At 64.9% G+C, this 17,439-nt stretch carries 11 protein-coding genes and 1 pseudogene; 5 read left to right on the top strand and 7 right to left on the bottom strand.

Features of this window, described 5'->3' with window-relative positions; genetic code table 11:
* Window positions 1-176 precede the first annotated feature (176 nt).
* Window positions 177-1,229, top strand: a complete 1,053-nt coding sequence (locus ICJ04_RS04995; RefSeq protein WP_188326450.1) for a LacI family DNA-binding transcriptional regulator — start codon at window positions 177-179, stop codon at window positions 1,227-1,229.
* Window positions 1,216-1,560, top strand: coding sequence for a hypothetical protein (locus ICJ04_RS04990; RefSeq protein WP_188326449.1), 345 nt, complete (start codon window positions 1,216-1,218; stop codon window positions 1,558-1,560). Before ICJ04_RS04995 ends, ICJ04_RS04990 begins: the two co-directional genes overlap by 14 nt.
* Window positions 1,561-1,628: 68 nt before the next feature.
* On the opposite strand, the gene ICJ04_RS04985 is transcribed toward ICJ04_RS04990, so the two are convergent.
* From ICJ04_RS04985 to ICJ04_RS04965, 6 genes and pseudogenes are all read right to left on the bottom strand, one after another.
* On the bottom strand, window positions 1,629-2,114 hold the full coding sequence (locus ICJ04_RS04985; RefSeq protein ID WP_188326448.1) for a hypothetical protein: 486 nt from the start codon (window positions 2,112-2,114) through the stop codon (window positions 1,629-1,631).
* Between the two features lie 188 nt (window positions 2,115-2,302).
* Window positions 2,303-2,386 (bottom strand): annotated as a pseudogene (locus tag ICJ04_RS18515) (SseB family protein); the annotation flags it as partial.
* A gap of 141 nt (window positions 2,387-2,527) precedes the next feature.
* Window positions 2,528-2,908: an SseB family protein gene (locus ICJ04_RS04980; protein ID WP_188326447.1), complete on the bottom strand. Its 381-nt coding sequence runs from the start codon at window positions 2,906-2,908 to the stop codon at window positions 2,528-2,530.
* Between the two features lie 216 nt (window positions 2,909-3,124).
* Window positions 3,125-4,843 carry an alpha-amylase family glycosyl hydrolase gene (locus ICJ04_RS04975; RefSeq protein ID WP_188326446.1) on the bottom strand — a complete coding sequence of 573 codons (1,719 nt, stop codon included), beginning with the start codon at window positions 4,841-4,843 and terminating at the stop codon, window positions 3,125-3,127.
* Entirely contained in the window at window positions 4,843-6,342 is a 1,500-nt protein-coding gene (locus ICJ04_RS04970) for an MFS transporter (protein ID WP_188326445.1), read from the bottom strand. The genes ICJ04_RS04975 and ICJ04_RS04970 overlap by 1 nt, the downstream gene beginning before the upstream one ends.
* Window positions 6,339-8,552 (bottom strand): Six-hairpin glycosidase-like protein, encoded by a 2,214-nt coding sequence (locus tag ICJ04_RS04965; protein WP_188326444.1) that lies wholly within the window; start codon window positions 8,550-8,552, stop codon window positions 6,339-6,341. The genes ICJ04_RS04970 and ICJ04_RS04965 overlap by 4 nt, the downstream gene beginning before the upstream one ends.
* Before the next feature lie 237 nt (window positions 8,553-8,789).
* Between ICJ04_RS04965 and ICJ04_RS04960 the strand changes: the two genes are divergently transcribed.
* Window positions 8,790-10,844 (top strand): glycoside hydrolase family 97 protein, encoded by a 2,055-nt coding sequence (locus ICJ04_RS04960; RefSeq protein WP_188326443.1) that lies wholly within the window; start codon window positions 8,790-8,792, stop codon window positions 10,842-10,844.
* 234 nt (window positions 10,845-11,078) lie between these two features.
* Window positions 11,079-13,841, top strand: coding sequence for a TonB-dependent receptor (locus tag ICJ04_RS04955; RefSeq protein ID WP_188326442.1), 2,763 nt, complete (start codon window positions 11,079-11,081; stop codon window positions 13,839-13,841).
* A gap of 575 nt (window positions 13,842-14,416) precedes the next feature.
* Here the strand turns inward: ICJ04_RS04955 and ICJ04_RS04950 are convergent.
* Window positions 14,417-16,033, bottom strand: a complete 1,617-nt coding sequence (locus ICJ04_RS04950; protein ID WP_188326441.1) for an alpha-amylase family glycosyl hydrolase — start codon at window positions 16,031-16,033, stop codon at window positions 14,417-14,419.
* Between the two features lie 226 nt (window positions 16,034-16,259).
* Here ICJ04_RS04950 and ICJ04_RS04945 point away from each other — a divergent pair, with 226 nt between their 5' ends.
* Window positions 16,260-17,258, top strand: coding sequence for a polyprenyl synthetase family protein (locus tag ICJ04_RS04945; protein ID WP_188326440.1), 999 nt, complete (start codon window positions 16,260-16,262; stop codon window positions 17,256-17,258).
* The last annotated feature ends 181 nt before the right edge of the window (window positions 17,259-17,439 follow it).

The raw sequence follows: 17,439 nt of genomic DNA, 5'->3' as shown, positions 1-17,439 counted from the left end.
CTTCGGATCCACCGGGCTATTGGGGGGTTATGCTCAGCCGGTACTGTGACCTCGCACCGTCCGCCACCTTGCGCTCCCGCGCAGGTGGCTACCCGGCGTCGCCCAACACCATCCCGGCACCCGGCCACTCGTATCAGCCCATGGCATCATGACGGCATCATCCCAGTGCCGCATTCATGACCATCAAAGGCAAAGCCACGTCCTTGGACATCGCCCACTTGGCCGGGGTATCCCAGCCCACGGTGTCGCGTGCCCTGCGCGGCAGCCCGATGGTCAATGCCGAAACCCGCGAGCGCATCATCGCCATCGCCCGCGAGCTGAACTACAAGGTGGACAAGAACGCCTCCAGCCTGCGCCTGCGCAATGCCGGCACGCTGGCGCTGCTGTTCTTCGAAGACCCCACCACCGACGATTCGCTGATCAATCCATTCTTCCACGCCATGCTGGGTTCGATCACCCGCGCCTGCGCGCTGCACGGCCGCGACCTGCTGGTGTCGTTCCAGCAGCTGTCCACCGATTGGCATACTGATTACGAAGACAGCAACAAGGCCGACGGCATCATCCTGCTCGGCTACGGCGATTACCACGAGTCCCTGACTCGCCTGCAGCGGCTGGTGGCGCAAGGCACGCATTTCGTGCGCTGGGGCGCCGCCCTGCCCGGCCAGCCCGGCGTGTCGATCGGCAGCGACAACTACCAGGGCGGCTTCGACATCACCGCCCATCTGCTCGACCAGGGCTGCACGCGTATCGCCTTCCTGGGCCACGCGTCCAGCCATTACCCGGAGTTCGAGGAACGTTATCGCGGACATGTCGCCGCGCTCGAAGCTCGCGGCCTGCTGGCCGATCCGCAGCTGCAGGTCGATGCGATCACCACTGAAGAGTATGGCCAGACCGCCTGCGAAGTACTGCTGGCGCGTGATGTGCCGTTCGATGCGATCTGCGCGGCCAGTGACCTGATCGCAATCGGCGCACTGCGCGCCCTGCGCGAACACGGCCTGCGCGTGCCGCAGGACGTCATGGTCACCGGGTTCGATGACATTCCGCTGGCCGCTTCCGTATCGCCCCCGCTGACCACCGTCGCGCAGGACACCAAGCAGGCGGGGCAACTGCTGGTGGAAAAACTGTTAGCGCTGGTGGCCGGTGAAACCGCCGAGGGGATGAGCATCCCGGTGAAACTGGTGCTGCGCGAATCATCGCAGCGGTGCAGAAAGGATGATGATGGCGGCTGAAGATGTGCCAGACCGGGTAGTGATGGTGTACCGATTCTCTGGGGAATACTCCGGCACTGCGGCCTTCGATTGGAATGCACCGGAGGTCGGTCAGCGCCACAACTGCATGCTCTTCCTCACCCAGTCCAGCGAGGAGGACGCGTTCGAGGCAGCACTGGCCGAATGCGAGCAGTTCGGCATGCATGAAATCCAGAACATGCGCTGCGGCAGGCTTCAGGTAGACGTGCTGAACACGGACAGTTACCGCGGCTTTGCCTGCTTCTACGAAGAAGCACTGAACAATGGCAGTTCACTGGTGTGGTATCCACATGAAAAGCCTGACGCCGGGTGACGCGTCGCCGTCTGTAAACGCTGTTCCAGAGTGCGCTGACGCGCGCGCGCTCTGGATCGTTCATCAGTCTATTCGAGACTTGCCGACGTCAGCCTCGGCATCGTAGCGCCCGCCTCGGTCAAGAGCTTGGCAATTTCTCTGCCAGCGTATGCGGTCGCCAACAGCTCGGTCAACGCAACTTCGAGTCCGCCCCCGTCACGGCATGTCACTTCACGACCAGAGTATTTCAGCTTGATCGGGTAACCCCCATCCGATCGACCCCACTCGCAAAGTTCAACTCCATGATCTCCAATCATGGCCTTCAGAACGTAGTGAGAATGCTCGTATTCAAGCCTGTCGCCGAGCGTCATGCCAAGCATACCAGCGCGCTGCTTCTTCAATGAATCCGCCGTCAGCTTCATGACCGAATCGACCTTGAAAGCGAATCCCGGTAAACCTGCCTCTACGAACTGCGCGCTCGCCTTGGCCAGAATTCCCCTGATCTCCTCTTGGTTCTTGTCGGCATTTTCTTTGGCTGCCATCCCCTGACGGAGCGCCTTGACGAAATCAACCATTAAACACTCCAGTTCAGTTGAGCAATCACCGGAAGGTGATCAAAAACAGCGACGGTCTGCTGGTCGCCCATATCTGACCTGGGGATCACGCCAACGCCCGATTCAATGATCCAATTTACGCAAAGCTGGCCTGTCCGGCGATGCAAAATTTGATCGAACTGCTACTACGCTGCGAAGCCCTTGAGGATTTAACCAGCGCCCGGAGGCGATATCTCAAACCCCAACGTGGTGCCGGGATTGATCACCACGCCATAGCCGCCCGGTACGCGGCGGCATCAGTCGGGCGCAGGTAGAGCCGACTTCAGTCGGCTTCCTTGCAGAGCAGCCGACTGAAGTCGGCTCTACCGACAGAAGGGTCCCGCCCAACGCGACGTACTTCATTGCCAGGGCGCCGGACTTCGGGACGGCTACCATTACGCGAAGTCTTTGAGTATTTCACCCACACCCGCAGGCGAAATCTCAAAGCCCAGCGTCGTGCCCGGATTGATCACCACGCCATAGCCGCCCGGTACGCGGCGCAGCACGTCGAGCATCAGCCAGCGGATCTGGTGCGGGGCCTGTTCGGAATGGAAACCGACACGCGCCGGATCGGTGAACACGGCGACGTGCAGCACGCCCTGCTTGTCGAACAGCAGCGGGTCGAAGCCGCTGCCATCGGGGGTGACCAAGCTACCGGTGAGCAGCACCACCTCGGAGGCGACGAAGGCCTGCATAAAGGCCTTGATCGGCAATTGGCCGGCCATGGCGGTCTGCAGCAGGGTTTCGATCGGGGTCTTGGGCGGGAGGTCGGTCATGGCGGGTGGAGCACGGCGGGCGGAAGCGTGATTGTACCCAGCGCCGCGACGCAGATATCGGGTAGTGACGGCCGCTGGCCGTCAGAACGGGGTGCCGGGCTGCCGTGGTGGGTGATTCAAGAGCAAGTGCATGACGGCCAGCGGCCGTCACTACCGGAGCGGGGGCAACAGCGTGACGACCAACGGTCGTCACACACCGACGCAGGTGCGGAATGGTCAGGGGGTGGCCAGCTTTCGGCTACGGGCGTGCTGGTCGGACATGGCGCGGTCGAGCTCGGCGCGCAGGGCGTCCTGCTGCACGGGCGCGTCGAGCACGAACACCTTGATGCCATGCGCGGGGACATCGGCTTGCAGGGTGCCGGAAACTTCCACGCTGCCGCCGTCCAGTGCGTCGCGCCAGGTGCCGGGCTGCACGTAGCGGGTCACCTCCATGCGCGCGTTCGTGTCCCCCTTGTTCAACAGCACAAGGGCCGTTTGCTTGATCCCGTCGTACTGCAGCACGCGGAAGAATACCGCCTCATTGCCCTGCAGGCGTTCATTGACCTGCAGGCCGCGCTGCAGCGCCGGGGTGGCTTCGCGCAGCTTCGCCACGCGCTGCAGCGGGCCGAAAATCGGACTCTGCGGCGCGGCATCTACGCGCGGCTGGCCGAAGTACGCACGGTTCCCCGCGTGCTCGGCGCGGCCGCGCATGAAGCCGGTTTCCGATCCGTAGTACAGCACCGGAATACCGCGCGCGGTGAACAGCCAGTTGTTCGCATCGATGAAGCCCGCATCGCTGGCATCCAGCCGCGGCATGTCGTGGTTGTCGTAGAAGCTCATCAGCTCGTACGGGTTGGCGTACGGTCCGCCCAGCAGGTGCAGCGGCTCGGCCAGCGTCTCGAATCCCTTCTGCTTCAAGCCGAACGTCTCCTCCATCGCCCCACGCGAGGGGAAATCCAGCACGCTGACGTTCGCGTTCGCCGGCCACGTGTGCTCGGCGATCTTCGCCGCGTCGTAGTCGAACGCTTCGCCGAACATGAACATGCCCGGGTGCTCGGCGCGCACGCGGCGCACGAACTCGTTCCACCACGGGTGCGGCAGCCAGCCGATGGTATCGATGCGCAGTGCATCCACGCCCTGTGCGGTCCACTGCAGGTAAGCGCCGACCAGGTAATCCATCACCGCCGGATTGTGTTCGTTGAAATCGCCGAGCTCGGCCAGGTTGCCGTCGAAGATCGAGCCCTTGGACGCATCCACCGGCCCGATGTTGTTGTAGAACGCGTGCAGCGGGTTGTGCTCCGGGTCCAGCTGCTGCGGTGCCTGGTTTTCGTGGTCGGCGATCAGCGTGCCGTCCTTGTCGAAGATCTGCCCGAACTGGGGCTGGCGCACCGGCATCGTCCAGGACGGCGAGCCGTGGTTGCCGACGATATCCAGCACCACCTTCAACTTGGCCGCGTGCAGGCCCTTGGTGAAGTCGGCGAACTGCAGGCCGGCGCTGGGCAGGTGCTCGTCCACCTTGTAGAAGTTGGTGCCCCAGTACCCGTGATACCCGGTCTTGCCGCGGTCGGTCAGGGTGCTGGTGCAGCTGATCTCTTTGCTGCCGGTGAACGCCTGGTCCGGATTGTCGACGATGGGGGTGATCCACACCGCGCCGAAGCCCAGGTTGCGGATGTACTCCGCGTTGTCCAGCACGCCCTTGAAGTCACCACCGAGGTAACCGATGTTGCCATCCACCTTGTCCGGGCACGGCACCGGGATATCAAAGGTCGGATGTTTGCCGCCCTGATCACGGTGGTCGTTGGACGGGTCGCCGTTGACGAAGCGGTCAGTGACCACGAAGTACACCGCATCACTGGCGAACGGTTCGGTGGTACCCACGTACTCCGGGCGCGGCGCGGCGAGCGCTTGGCCAGCGACCAGGGCGAAACCTACCGCAACAGACAGACGCACACGCATCACACCACCTCCGGACGGGACGGAACACGCAGCACGCACAGGCCGGCCACGAGCAGGCTGCAGCCGCCCAGCACCAGTACCTGCATCGGTTGGCCACCCAGCCACGCACGCAGCGCAAAGCCGAGCGCGCTGGCGGCCACCAGCTGCGGGATCACGATGAAGAAATTGAAGATACCCATGTACACGCCCATCTTCGCCGCCGGCACACTGTCCGACAGCAGGGCATACGGCAGGGACAGGATGGAGGCCCAGGCAAAGCCCACGCCCACCATCGACAACAGCAGCCAGTGCGGATCGTCGATGAACATCATCGACACCAGACCGGCACCTCCCAGCCACAGGTTCACCAGGTGGCTCCAGCGCAGGCCGATGGCACGCACCATCAACGGGATCACCAACGCAGCCAACGCGGCGAATCCGTTGTAGGCACCAAACAGCACGCCGACCCAGTTCGCGCCTTCGTTGTAGGCGGCCGACTGCGGATCGGTGGAGCCGAAATGGGTGCCGGCCACCGCCGCCGTGGTGTAGATCCACATCGCGAAAAGCGCGAACCACGAGAAGAACTGCACCCACGCCAGCCGCCGCATGGTGCCCGGCATGTTGCGCAGGTCGTCGACGATGGTCGCCAGCATGTGCGTGCCGGGAAGCAAGCGGGCAATGCCCAGCAGCACGCCGTAAGCGGCACATAGCCCCGCCAGGGCGTACAGCATCTTGTCGCCGCCCTGCCAGGCGATCAGTGCCGCAAGAACGCCCCCCACCAGCAGCCACAGCACAATCTGCGCCCATGGCGGCACACCGCGCGCGGCTACCGCGTGCGCGTGCGGGGGCTCGGCATCGGCAAAGCCGGCCAGCTCGGTCGGGGAGTATTCGCGCGTGCTCAGCACTGTCCAGGTGATCGCCGCCAGCAGCACCACCGCACCGAAGTAGAACGCATAGCGCACGGTGTCCGGCACTTCGCCCGGCGCGGCGGTATTGGCCACGCCGAAGTGGGCCAGGATGAAGGGCAGGAAGCTGGCCACGATGGCGCCCACCCCGATGAAGAAACTCTGCATCGCGAACCCGGTGGGGCGCTGGCGCGGTGCCAGCTGGTCACCGACGAAGGCACGGAACGGCTCCATCGACACATTGATGGACGCATCCAGCACCCACAGCGTACCCGCCGCGATCCACAGCGTCGGCGAGTTGGGCATCACCAGCAGGGCCAGCGTGGTCAGCACCGCGCCGATCATGAAGAAGGGGCGGCGACGTCCCCAGCGCGTCCAGGTGCGGTCGGACAGATAGCCGACGATCGGCTGCACCAGCAGACCCGTCAGTGGCGCAGCGATCCACAGACCGGGCACGGCTTCCATCGACGCGCCCAAGGTTTCGAAGATGCGGCTGGCGTTGGCGTTCTGCAGCGCGAAGCCGAACTGGATACCGAGGAAACCGAAGCACATGTTCCAGATCTGCCAGAACGACAGCTGGGGTTTGTGAGGACGGGCAACAGCGGGACGGCTCATGGGTGGCCCCCTGCCACGGCGGCGATCGGCACCAGCAGCAACGCCTTGACCTCGGCGTCGTTGAGCACGCCCGCGCGGCCGCCCTTGCCACCGGTGTAATGCGCGAAGTGCTGCAGCGCGCTCATGTTGAAACCGTCCTGCAGCTGGATCGCGCACGTGCCTGCCGGCAGGTCGAACTCGGCGGCGGTGGATTCCTGCACGGCCACGCTGTGCGGCATCACCACCGTGTGGGACTGCGCAGGCTGGCCGGCGCAGGTGACCGCCAGTTGCTTCACCGCGGCGGTGACACCGGTATTGATCGGGCCGTTGGGGTTGTTGAACTGCAGGCGCACGCGGACGCGTCCCGCAGCGGGCTGCGTCCATGACCACGTCTGCGCCCCAGGCAGGCGCTGCTGCGGGCCGATGCAGGTGGTCGGGCTGTGCAGTGATTCCAGCGCGTTCTGGCGGTGGGTCAGACTGAGGCAGTGCTGCAGGCCGTCGTTGGCTATATGCATCTCTCCACCCTGTACGGCGACCGCGGCACCATCGCGCCACAGCACGTGCTGGGCCGGGACCCCGATGGTCCAGTGGGTGCCCATCTGTCGCGCGACAGGTGCCGCCGGTGTTGCCGGTGCGTAGGCAGCTGCGGCCGCAGCTGGGCGGTCGGCGGCGATGCGCTGCGCGGGCCCCAACGCGGGGGCCGGCACCAACTGCACGGTGGTGGTGTCACCGCTGCGCTGCACCTTTCCGGCGATCAAAAGCTCACCCTGCAGCGCTTTCGGCTTCAGCAGCACATAGCGCTTGCCGTCCATCTGCAGCGTGATCCGTTCACGTGCACCGAACAGCTCCGGCACCAGGGCCACCGGCAGCTTTGGCTGCACCCGGCCATCAGATTCCATGCCGAACACGCCCTGCAGCACCATATCGAGGTATCCCGCGACCGACCATAGCTGGCGCTCGGAGTTGACCACGGGGCCGCTCAGGGCGCCCTCGTCGACGTGGACCTTCTGCGTCAGCAGTTCGTAATTTTCCATGTTAGAACCTGCCAGCGCGGCACCGCGCATCAGCGATTCGATCTCGCGCTGGATCCGCAGTGCATCGTCGAGCACCCGCGCGGCACGCAGTGAGTACGCACTGACGAACGGCCAGATCGCGCGGTTGTGATAGACCGGCTGGTTACCTTCCTGCGGCCACACCACCGGGCTGCCCGCGGCACTCGCGGGATACGCCGAAAGCGCGCGGCGTGCGCGTTCGGTTGGCAGCACGCCAGCCAGAACGCCCAGCGACGTGGCCAGCAGGTCGTACTTCGCGTAGGGCACCGGATGCGCCGCCTCGCCGATGTAGCTCATGTACTGGCCGGCGTCTTCGCGCCAGAAACGTGCATCGATCTGCGGTGCCAGCGCATCGGCCCAGGCCTTGTACTGCGCCGCGCGGGTGCCATCACCGTGCTGGCCCGCCAGCTGCTCGCCGAGCCGCAGGGCCTGGTAATGCAGCACATTGGTGGACAGCGCGAAGGAGTCGCCGATGAAGCGCACGTCCTCACGGGTCCAGTCGGGATAGGTCTGCTCACGCCAGTCCAGGAATGACGTCTCGCCACGGTACAGGCCGATGCGGGCGTCGAACACCATCGCACGGTCCTGTGCCAGCGTGCCCTGCAGCGCCTGCCAGACCTGCTCGGCAAAGCCTTTGTCATCCAGCAGATGACGTGCGGCCAGGAACCACACCACCCGGTCGCTGCTGATCGGCCAGCTGCCACCGGAGCCGGTGTCCTGCGCTACGAACAGGCCGGCAGTATGGCCATCGCGTGATTCGGACAATTTGAACTGCAGTGACTGTCGGGTGCGCTGCGGATCCAGCCGCGCCAGCGCCAGATCGGCAGCGAAGCTCACATCGCGGGTCCATACGTAGGGCCAGTTGGCACCGGTCTTGAAGCAGTCGCACGGCACCGGCCGGCCTTCGTCGAAAGACGGATCGCGGATCGCCTCCACGCGGTCCTGGTCCATTTCCTGCTGCGCAAGCGCAAACAGGGCGTCGAACGTCGGGCTGGCGGTGTCGCTGCGCATCGGCTGCGCGGCAATGCGCACCTGGCGATCCGGCGTGTGCAGCACGAAGCCGCCACCGGCCACGGATTCGGCATGCGCCTTGCGGCCGTCGAATTCCAGGTCGGCAGCATGCGCGGCCGAACCCAGCGTCGTCGCGATGGCGACGGTCAGGCAGATCATCTTCAGCATCGAAGCGGACGACCGGCTTGCGCCTGTCACCCTCCCTCCCTCTTTGCATGTTGTAGGTCCCTGCCTGCCGAGCGGCCGACGGGGGCGCAACGCCTCCCTCAAGGCATCGTGCGGACATGGTAGACGGCGTTCGCAGGGCACGCCCCGCCTGCATACGTATTCATGGCGCGGGGTGCCAGGCGCCCCTGACGGCTGGGCTATGGTCGGCGCAGTTCCTGCATTGCCCTGGGAGGGGACATGTCACTGTTTTCGTTGTTGCTGCGTGGCCGAACCGCGCCTTGGCTGGGCGTGGCCCTGCTGCTCGCCAGCCCGGTGCTGCTGGCTGCCACCCTGCCATCGGCCAGCGTGGAATCGCCCGCAAAGATCCTGAAAGTGACGCTGCAGCTGGATGGCGGCACCGCCCGCTACCAGGTGGAGCGACTCGGCGATGCCGTGGTGGAGGGGTCCAAGCTCGGCTTCGAGCTGCGGGATGGCCGGCTGGACCGCGACTTCGAGATCATCGGCAGCAGCATCCGCGCCTTCGATGAAACGTGGGAGCAGCCGTGGGGCGAGCGCCGCGTCACCCGCAACCACTACAACGAACTCACCGTATCGCTGCGCCAGACCACCGGTGACAAGCGTCGGCTGGACGTGGTTTTCCGCGTCTACGACGACGGCGTTGGCTTCCGTTACGTGTTCCCGCAGCAGCCGGGAATGACCGAGGCGATCATCGACGAAGAGCTGACCGAGTTCGCCATCGCCCAGCCGTCCACGGCGTGGTGGATCCCGGCCGGCGAGCCGATCCACTATGAGTACCTGTATGCGCGCACGCCACTGCAGGAAGTGCCGCTGGCACACACGCCGATCACCCTGCGCAGCCACTCCGGCCTGCACGTGGCCATCCACGAGGCAGCGCTGGTGGACTACGCCGGGATGTGGCTGCGGCGCACGGATGGCCAGCGCCTGCGCGCGCAGCTTTCGCCGTCGGCAGAGGGCTGGAAGGTCCGCCGCACCCTGCCCTTCAGCACGCCGTGGCGCACCCTGCAGATCGCTGACCGCGCAGGCGGGCTGGTGGAATCGGACCTGATCCTCAACCTCAATGAGCCCAATGCGCTGGGTGATGTGAGCTGGGTCAAGCCGTCGAAGTACCTTGGCGTGTGGTGGTCGATGCACCTGGACGAAGAAAGCTGGGCCACTGGCCCGCGCCATGCCGCAACGACTGCGAAGACGAAGAAGGTGATTGATTTCGCCGCCGCCAATGGCTTCCGCGGCGTGCTGGTGGAGGGCTGGAACCCTGGCTGGGACGGCAACTGGGTGGGCAACGGCTACGACTTCGACTTTACCCGCGCCACTCCGGATTTCGATATCGAGGCGCTGTCCGCCTATGGTGCGAAAAAAGGCGTGCACCTGGTCGGCCACCACGAAACCGGCTGCGCCATCGAACACTACGAAGACCAGTTGGGCGCGGCGCTGGACCTCTATGCGCGCTTGGGCGTGGATTCTTTCAAGACCGGGTATGTCTGCGATGACGGCCAAGTGGACCGGCGCAACCCGGCCGGTGGCCCGCTGCTGCGCGAGTGGCACGACGGCCAGTTCATGGCCCGCCACCATCTGAAGGTAGTGCAGGAAGCGGCCGCGCGCCGACTGTCAGTGAACCCGCACGAGCCGATCAAAGACACCGGCCTGCGCCGTACCTATCCGAACTGGATATCCCGCGAAGGCGCGCGCGGCATGGAATACAACGCCTGGGGTCAGCCGCCCAATCCCCCGGAGCATGAGGTCAACCTGGTGTTCACCCGCATGCTGGCCGGGCCGATGGACTACACCCCCGGCATCCTGTCGTTGAAGGGACGCAACGGCCAGGCGATTCCCAGCACCCTCGCCCGCCAGCTGGCGCTGTATGTGGTGCTGTACAGCCCGATCCAGATGGCTGCCGATCTGCCGGAGCACTATCTGCAGCACCGCGACGCGTTCCAGTTCATCAAGGACGTCGCGGTGGACTGGGAACAGAGCCGCGTGCTGGACGGCGAGGTCGGCGACTTCGTCACCATCGTGCGCCGCGACCGCAACAGCCGTGACTGGTTCCTGGGCAGCATCACCGATGAACACGGCCGCGTGCTGCCGGTGTCGCTGGGCTTCCTGGAGCCGGGTGTGCGCTACCGCGCGGAGATCTACCGCGATGGCGACGGTGCGGATTTCCGCAGCAGTCCTTTTGCCTTCGCGCGCGAAACCCGCGAGGTCACCAGCGCCGACCAGCTCACCTTGATCCTCGGTCCCGGCGGCGGCCAGGCAATCCGCTTCATTCCGCTCTGAAGGGCCACGCGCTGATGGACAGCGGCCGTCACTACCCACACCCCGTCGCCGTCATCACCAACATGTAATCGCTTACACCGCATGCAACTGCATTGAATACGTATGCAGGCTGATTCCACTACCCGGCGCGCTGCATACCATAGCGACGCAGTCAGCGGCCACCGTGCCGCGACCCGTATCGGCCGTGCCGGCGCGGACCACTACTAGATTCGGCAACATTGCCTGGGAGGGGAAATGTCGAACCACAAGCGCAACACGCTGTCATTGGCGCTGGCCGTCGCACTGTCACCGGTACTCGCATTCGCGCAGTCCACCACGTCCACCACCGCCGGCCAGACCGGTGCGTCAGCGACGAACCTGGACGCGGTGCAGGTCACCGGCATCCGCCGCGGCATCGAGAACGCCATCGCCGCAAAGCAGGACGCCACCTCGGTGGTGGAAGTGATCTCCGCCGAAGACATCGGCAAGCTGCCAGATGTCAGCATCGCCGAATCGCTCGCCCGCCTGCCAGGCCTGGCCGCCCAGCGTGTCGCTGGCCGTGCGCAGGTGATCAGCGTGCGCGGCCTGTCGCCCGACTTCGCCACCACCCTGCTCAATGGCCGCGAAGTGGTCAGCACCGGCGACAACCGCAGCGTGGAGTTCGATCAGTATCCGTCCGAGCTGGTCAACGGCGTGACCGTCTACAAGACCCCGGATGCGGCACTCGTCGGCCAGGGCTTGTCGGGCACCATCGACATGCAGACCGCGCGTCCCTTGAGTTTCCCGGACCGCGTGATCGCGGTGAGCGGGCGCTACCAGAAGAGCTCGCTGGGCGATGCCGCTGGCGTGGATGAGTTCGGCAACCGCTTCAGCGCGAGCTACATCGACCAGTTCCTCGACAAGACCCTGGGTATTGCCATCGGCTACGCGCACAGCGATATGCCCATCCAGGAAAACCAGGTCGGCCTGTACGAGCCGTGGACCACCGAGAACACCGACAACGGCAACCGCCCGGGCCTGGCACCCGGCGTGGCCTTCAGCGACGGCATCAAGGCGCTGCGCCGCACCGGCAACAACAAGCGCGACGGGCTGATGGCCACCGTCCAGTTCCGCCCATCCAACAGTTGGACCAGCACCTTCGATGCGTTCCACACCGAAGCCGAGCAGATCGACACGGCCAACCAGTTCGAGGTCAACCTCAGCAACTTCAATGGCGGTTACACGCCAGGGCTTCTGATCAGCAATCCGCAGGTGAATGCCGACGGCACCTTCGCGGGCGGCACGGCCAGTGGTGTCTATCCGCTGGTGCGCGGCATGTACAACAAGCGCGAAGACAAGATCGATGCGTTCGGCTGGAACAACGAGTTCACCTTCGGCAATGGCGTCAAGCTGGTGGCTGATGTGAACTACTCCAAGGCCACCCGCGATGAGCTGAACCTTGAAAACAACCTGCAGCTGACCCCGATGCCACAGCTGGATACCATCGGCCTGGTGGTGAACCCGAACGGCTTCTCGCAGATCACCCCGGGCCTTGACTATTCCAACCCCGATGCGCTGTTCCTGACCAACACCATCTACGGCTCCGGCTACGGCAAGGTGCCCACGGTGGAAGACCGCCTGAAGGGCGCGCGCGTCGCCCTGACGCTGCCCGCGCCGGAAGCGCTTTCCCCGGTATTCGCTGACTTCGATATCGGCGTCAACTACGCCGACCGCCAGAAGGACAAGACCCAGGCCGAGGGCAACATCCTGCTGGGGGCACAGGGGGATGCGAACATCGCCGCCGACCTGCAGCGTGATCGGGTGAACCTGGGCTTTGCCGGCATCGGTTATATCCCGGCCTGGAACGTACCGGCGGCCGTGTCGCGTTACATGGTGTTCAATCCGGTCACCGACCTGGATTATCTGATCCCGAAGTCGTGGACGGTGCAGGAGAAAATCACCACCGCGTGGCTGCGCGCCAACATCAATACCGATATCGGCGTGGTGGGCGTGCGTGGCAACATCGGCGTGCAGATGCAGCATGCCGACCAGAGCTCGCAGTCGAACTACTTCGACCGCTCGCGCCCCGTTGGCCAGAACGTGCTCCCGATCGACGCCGGCAAGACCTACAAGGATTGGCTGCCGAGCTTGAACCTGGCCTTCATGTTCCCGCACCAGCAGACCCTGCGTTTCGCTGCCGCCAAGCAGGTGGCGCGTCCGCGCGTGGACCAGATGCGCGCCGGCCTGGAGTTCGGCGTGGACACCGCCACCGGCCGTCCGGGTGGCAGCGGCGGCAATCCGCTGCTGGATCCGTGGCGTGCCACCGCGTTCGACCTGTCCTACGAAAAGTACTTCGCCGAGCGTGCCTACGTGGCCGCCGCCGTGTTCTACAAGGACTTGAAGAGCTACGTGTACACGCAGTCGGTCGATGACTATGACTTCTCCGACCTGCTGGCCAGCTATGTGCCGCCGCCGGGCATGGTGTCGCCGGTGCTGCAGACCGGCACGTTCTCCTCGCCGCAGAACGGCAAGGGCGGCACGCTGCGCGGCCTGGAACTGACTGCCTCGCTGCCGCTGGACATGTTCACCGAATCGCTGCGCGGCTTCGGCGTGCAGGCCAGTGCGACGTTCAATGACAGCGACATCGAGATCCTGGATCCTGAAAGCGCCTCCAGCGTCGGCAGCGACCCCATTGCCCTGCCCGGCCTGTCCGACCGCGTGTACAACTTCACCGCGTACTTCGAGCGTAATGGATTCGAGGCACGCGTCAGCCAGCGTCGCCGGTCGGACTTCATCGGTGAGATCGGCAACTTCAACGGCAACCGCACGCTGCGCTACGTGGTCGGCGAGAACGTGACCGACGCGCAGGTCAGCTATACCTTCAGCGACAGCAGCACGATGGCCGGCCTGACGCTGCTGCTGCAGGGGACGAACCTGACCAACGAGCCGTACCGCACCTATGCCGGTACGACGGACCGGCCGCTGGAATATGTCGAGTGGGGTCGCACCTACATGCTGGGCGTGAACTACAAGTTCTGAGATATTCAAGCGTTGAAACAAGAGGGCCCGCTGCCAGCGCAGCGGGCCCTCTTGGTTGAGTCAGCCCGGGCAGCCCGCGACCAACTTGCCGTCCTTGTTGCACACGCGATACACATTTGCGGCAGGGAAGGCCCCGAACGCGGCCGCCGAACTGCCGTCATCGCGTCGGCAGCCTGCCCATAGGTGGCACGTGCCGCCACTGCCAGCCCTGTATTCGACCTTCGTGAGCTGACAGGATGCCGCAGCGGGGGAGCGGCTGAAAGCATCCACGCAGATGGCATCATCTGACGGGTCACGAAAGGGTTGCTCGGAGGCTTGGGCCGTGAACACAGAAGCAGCCAGCAGAACACTGGCTGTGACAAACATGATTCGATGGAACTTCATAGCGCTCTCGCTATTGGTGAGTGAGCATGAAGCTTGACTGCCTTGGTGCAGAATGGCCCTGAGCGAAGGGCTCGTTGGCGGGTCGGAAAACGTCGCGCTGATGGTGAAAAGGACAATGGAAAGCGTCCATTAAAAAAGGGACGTCGCTTTTTACAGCGACGTCCCTCAAGTACCACCAACGGAGAAATCGTTCAGCCGATGCGTCGGCCGCAGAACACCGAGTGCGCGGGCAGCACCAGTTCGGTGCCATCGGTCATCCCCGCATCCGGCCCAGGGATCGCTACAGCCTGCCACAGGCCAGCGGGCAGCGCATGGCGCACCGACACCCCCGAGAGGTTGAAGGCCAGCAGCAGCTGCTCATCGGCGAGGGTGCGCTGGAACAGCAGGACCGGCTCGGCCGATTCAAGGAAGCTGATTGCGCCATGCAGCAGCACAGGCTGTGTCTTCCGCCAGGCGAGGAATGCGCGGAAGGCGGAGAGTACCGAGGCCGGGTCTTTCTCCTGTGTCGCCACGGAGACTCCCCGGTGTGCGTCTGGAATTGGCAACCACGGGGTGCCCGTAGTGAAACCCGCCCGAGGATCGTCGTTCCAGGGCAGTGGCGTGCGGCAGCCATCACGTCCCTTGAAGTTCGGCCAGAACGTGATGCCATACGGGTCCTGCAGCGCCTCGAAGGGCACGTCCGCTTCGCCCAGGCCCAGCTCTTCGCCCTGGTAGAGGCAGATGGATCCGCGCAGCGAACACAGCATCGCCACCAGCATCCGCGCCAGGCGAGGATCGGCCGGATGGCCACCCCAGCGGGTCACCGCACGCTCGACGTCATGGTTGGAGATCGCCCAGCACGGCCAGCCCTCGGTCATCGCCACTTCGAGGCGTGACACGGTTTCGCGGATATACGCTGCGCTGTAATCCTGTACCAGCAGTTCGAAGCTGTAGCCCATGTGCAGGCGGGTGTCGGTGGTGTATTCGGCGGTGGTTGCCAGCGAATCCTCCGACGATATCTCACCCAGGCTGACAGCCCCCGGATACTGGTCGAGCAGTGCGCGCAGGTCTTCCAGGAACGGCAGGTTCTCCGGCTGCGTATTGTTGAAATAGTGGTATTGGTAGGCGTACGGATTATCCGGACTGAAGCCACGCCCTACGCGTTTCTCCACCGGCTTGGGCGGGTTGTCACGCAGCAGCCGGTCATGGAAGCAGAAGTTGATCGCATCCAGGCGGAATCCATCCACGCCGCGGTCCAGCCAGTAGCGGACATTCTCCAGCGTCGCGTTCTGCACCTGCGGGTTGTGGAAATTGAGGTCCGGCTGCTCGGCGAAGAAATTGTGCAGGTAGTACTGCTGGCGCCGCGGTTCCCACTGCCACGCAACGCCGCCGAACAGCGACATCCAGTTGTTCGGTGGCGTGCCGTCTTCGCGCGGATCCACCCACACATACCAGTCCGCCTTCGGATTGCTGCGGTCCTGGCGGCTCTCCTGGAACCAGTCGTGTTCGCTGGAGGTATGGCTGAGGACCTGGTCGATCATGACCTTCAGCCCCAGCGCATGCGCCTTGGCCAGCAATCGGTCGAAGTCGTCCAGCGTGCCGAACAACGGATCGACGTCGCGGTAGTCGGCGATGTCGTAGCCGAAATCCGCCATCGGTGACTTGAAGAACGGTGATACCCATATCGCATCCACGCCCAGCGCGGCGATGTAGTCCAGGCGCTCGATGATGCCGGGCAGGTCTCCCACGCCGTCACCGTTGGCATCGAGGAAACTCCGCGGGTAGATCTGATAGATCACGGCGCCGCGCCACCATGGCGTATTGGACATCTGGCCCCCTCCGGGCTCTGTGGGCCAGCGCAGGGACGCGGGCCGGAATGCATCGGTGGAAGCTTAGCGGCGGGGGCCATGACAGGGGGATGCCTGCATACGTATTCACGGCAAAGGCGGCCGGCCACTGCACCGCAAGGTCCGCTCGCCGCGCCCGTCCTGCCCCCATGCGCCCGAATTCACGGCCAGCGCCTATAATTGACAGCGAGCCTTGAAGCCAGACCGCATGACCATTCTCGAAGACACCCGTGCCGCCCTGGGCCTGCCCCAGATCCAGTCGCTTGCTGCCGCCGACATGGCCGCCGTCGATGCCCTGATCCGGCGCCGGCTTTCTTCCGATGTGGTGCTGATCAACCAGATCGCCGACCACATCATCTCGGCCGGCGGCAAGCGCCTGCGGCCGATGCTGGTGATGTTGGCCGGCCACGCGGTGGGCGGTTCGGGCCCGGAGCACCACCAGTTGGCGGCGATCATCGAGTTCATCCACACGTCCACCCTGCTGCACGACGACGTGGTGGACGAATCCAGCCTGCGGCGTGGTCGCAGTACGGCAAACGCCTTGTGGGGCAACGCGCCGAGCGTGCTGGTGGGTGACTTCCTGTATTCGCGCAGCTTCCAGCTGATGGTGGAACTGGACCGGATGCCGGTCATGCAGATCCTGGCCGACACCACCAACCGCATCGCCGAAGGCGAAGTGCTGCAGCTGCTGCACGTCCACAACCCCGATACCGACGAAGCCGCCTACCTGCGGGTGATCGAGCGCAAGACGGCGGTGCTGTTCGCCGCGGGCACGCGTCTGGGCGCCCTCGCCAGCGGGGTTGACGCGGCCACCCAGCAGGCGCTGTACGACTACGGCATGAATCTCGGCTATGCCTTCCAGATTGCCGACGACGTGCTGGACTATTCGGCCAATGCGGATGAGCTGGGCAAGAACCTGGGCGACGATCTGGCCGAAGGCAAGGCCACCCTGCCGCTGATCCATGCCATGGCCCATTCTGACGAAAGCACCCGCCAGCGCCTGCGCAGCATCGTGCAGGATGGCGATGCCTCGGCAATGCCGGAGGTGCTGGCCGCCATCCACGCCACCGGCGGACTCGACTACAGCCGCGCCCGTGCCGAGGAATACGCTGCCGCCGCCGAGCGCGCCCTCGACGGCCTGGCCGACAACGACGCCGTCGCCGCCCTGCGCGGCCTGGCCCGCTACGCCGTACAGCGCAGCCACTGACCCAACCGGTAGCGCCGACCCATGGTCGGCGAGCGCAGCGGCGAACACGTGGTCGCCAGCATTCCGCCGAGCATGGCTCGGCGCTACCACGGCAGCCCCGTAGCGCCGACCCATGGTCGGCGAGCGCAGCGGAGAACGTGTGGTCGCCAGCATTCCGCCGAGCATGGCTCGGCGCTACCAC

Source organism: Stenotrophomonas sp. 169, from assembly GCF_014621775.1.
GTDB lineage: Bacteria > Pseudomonadota > Gammaproteobacteria > Xanthomonadales > Xanthomonadaceae > Stenotrophomonas.
This window is presented reverse-complemented; position numbering and strand designations above follow the sequence as displayed.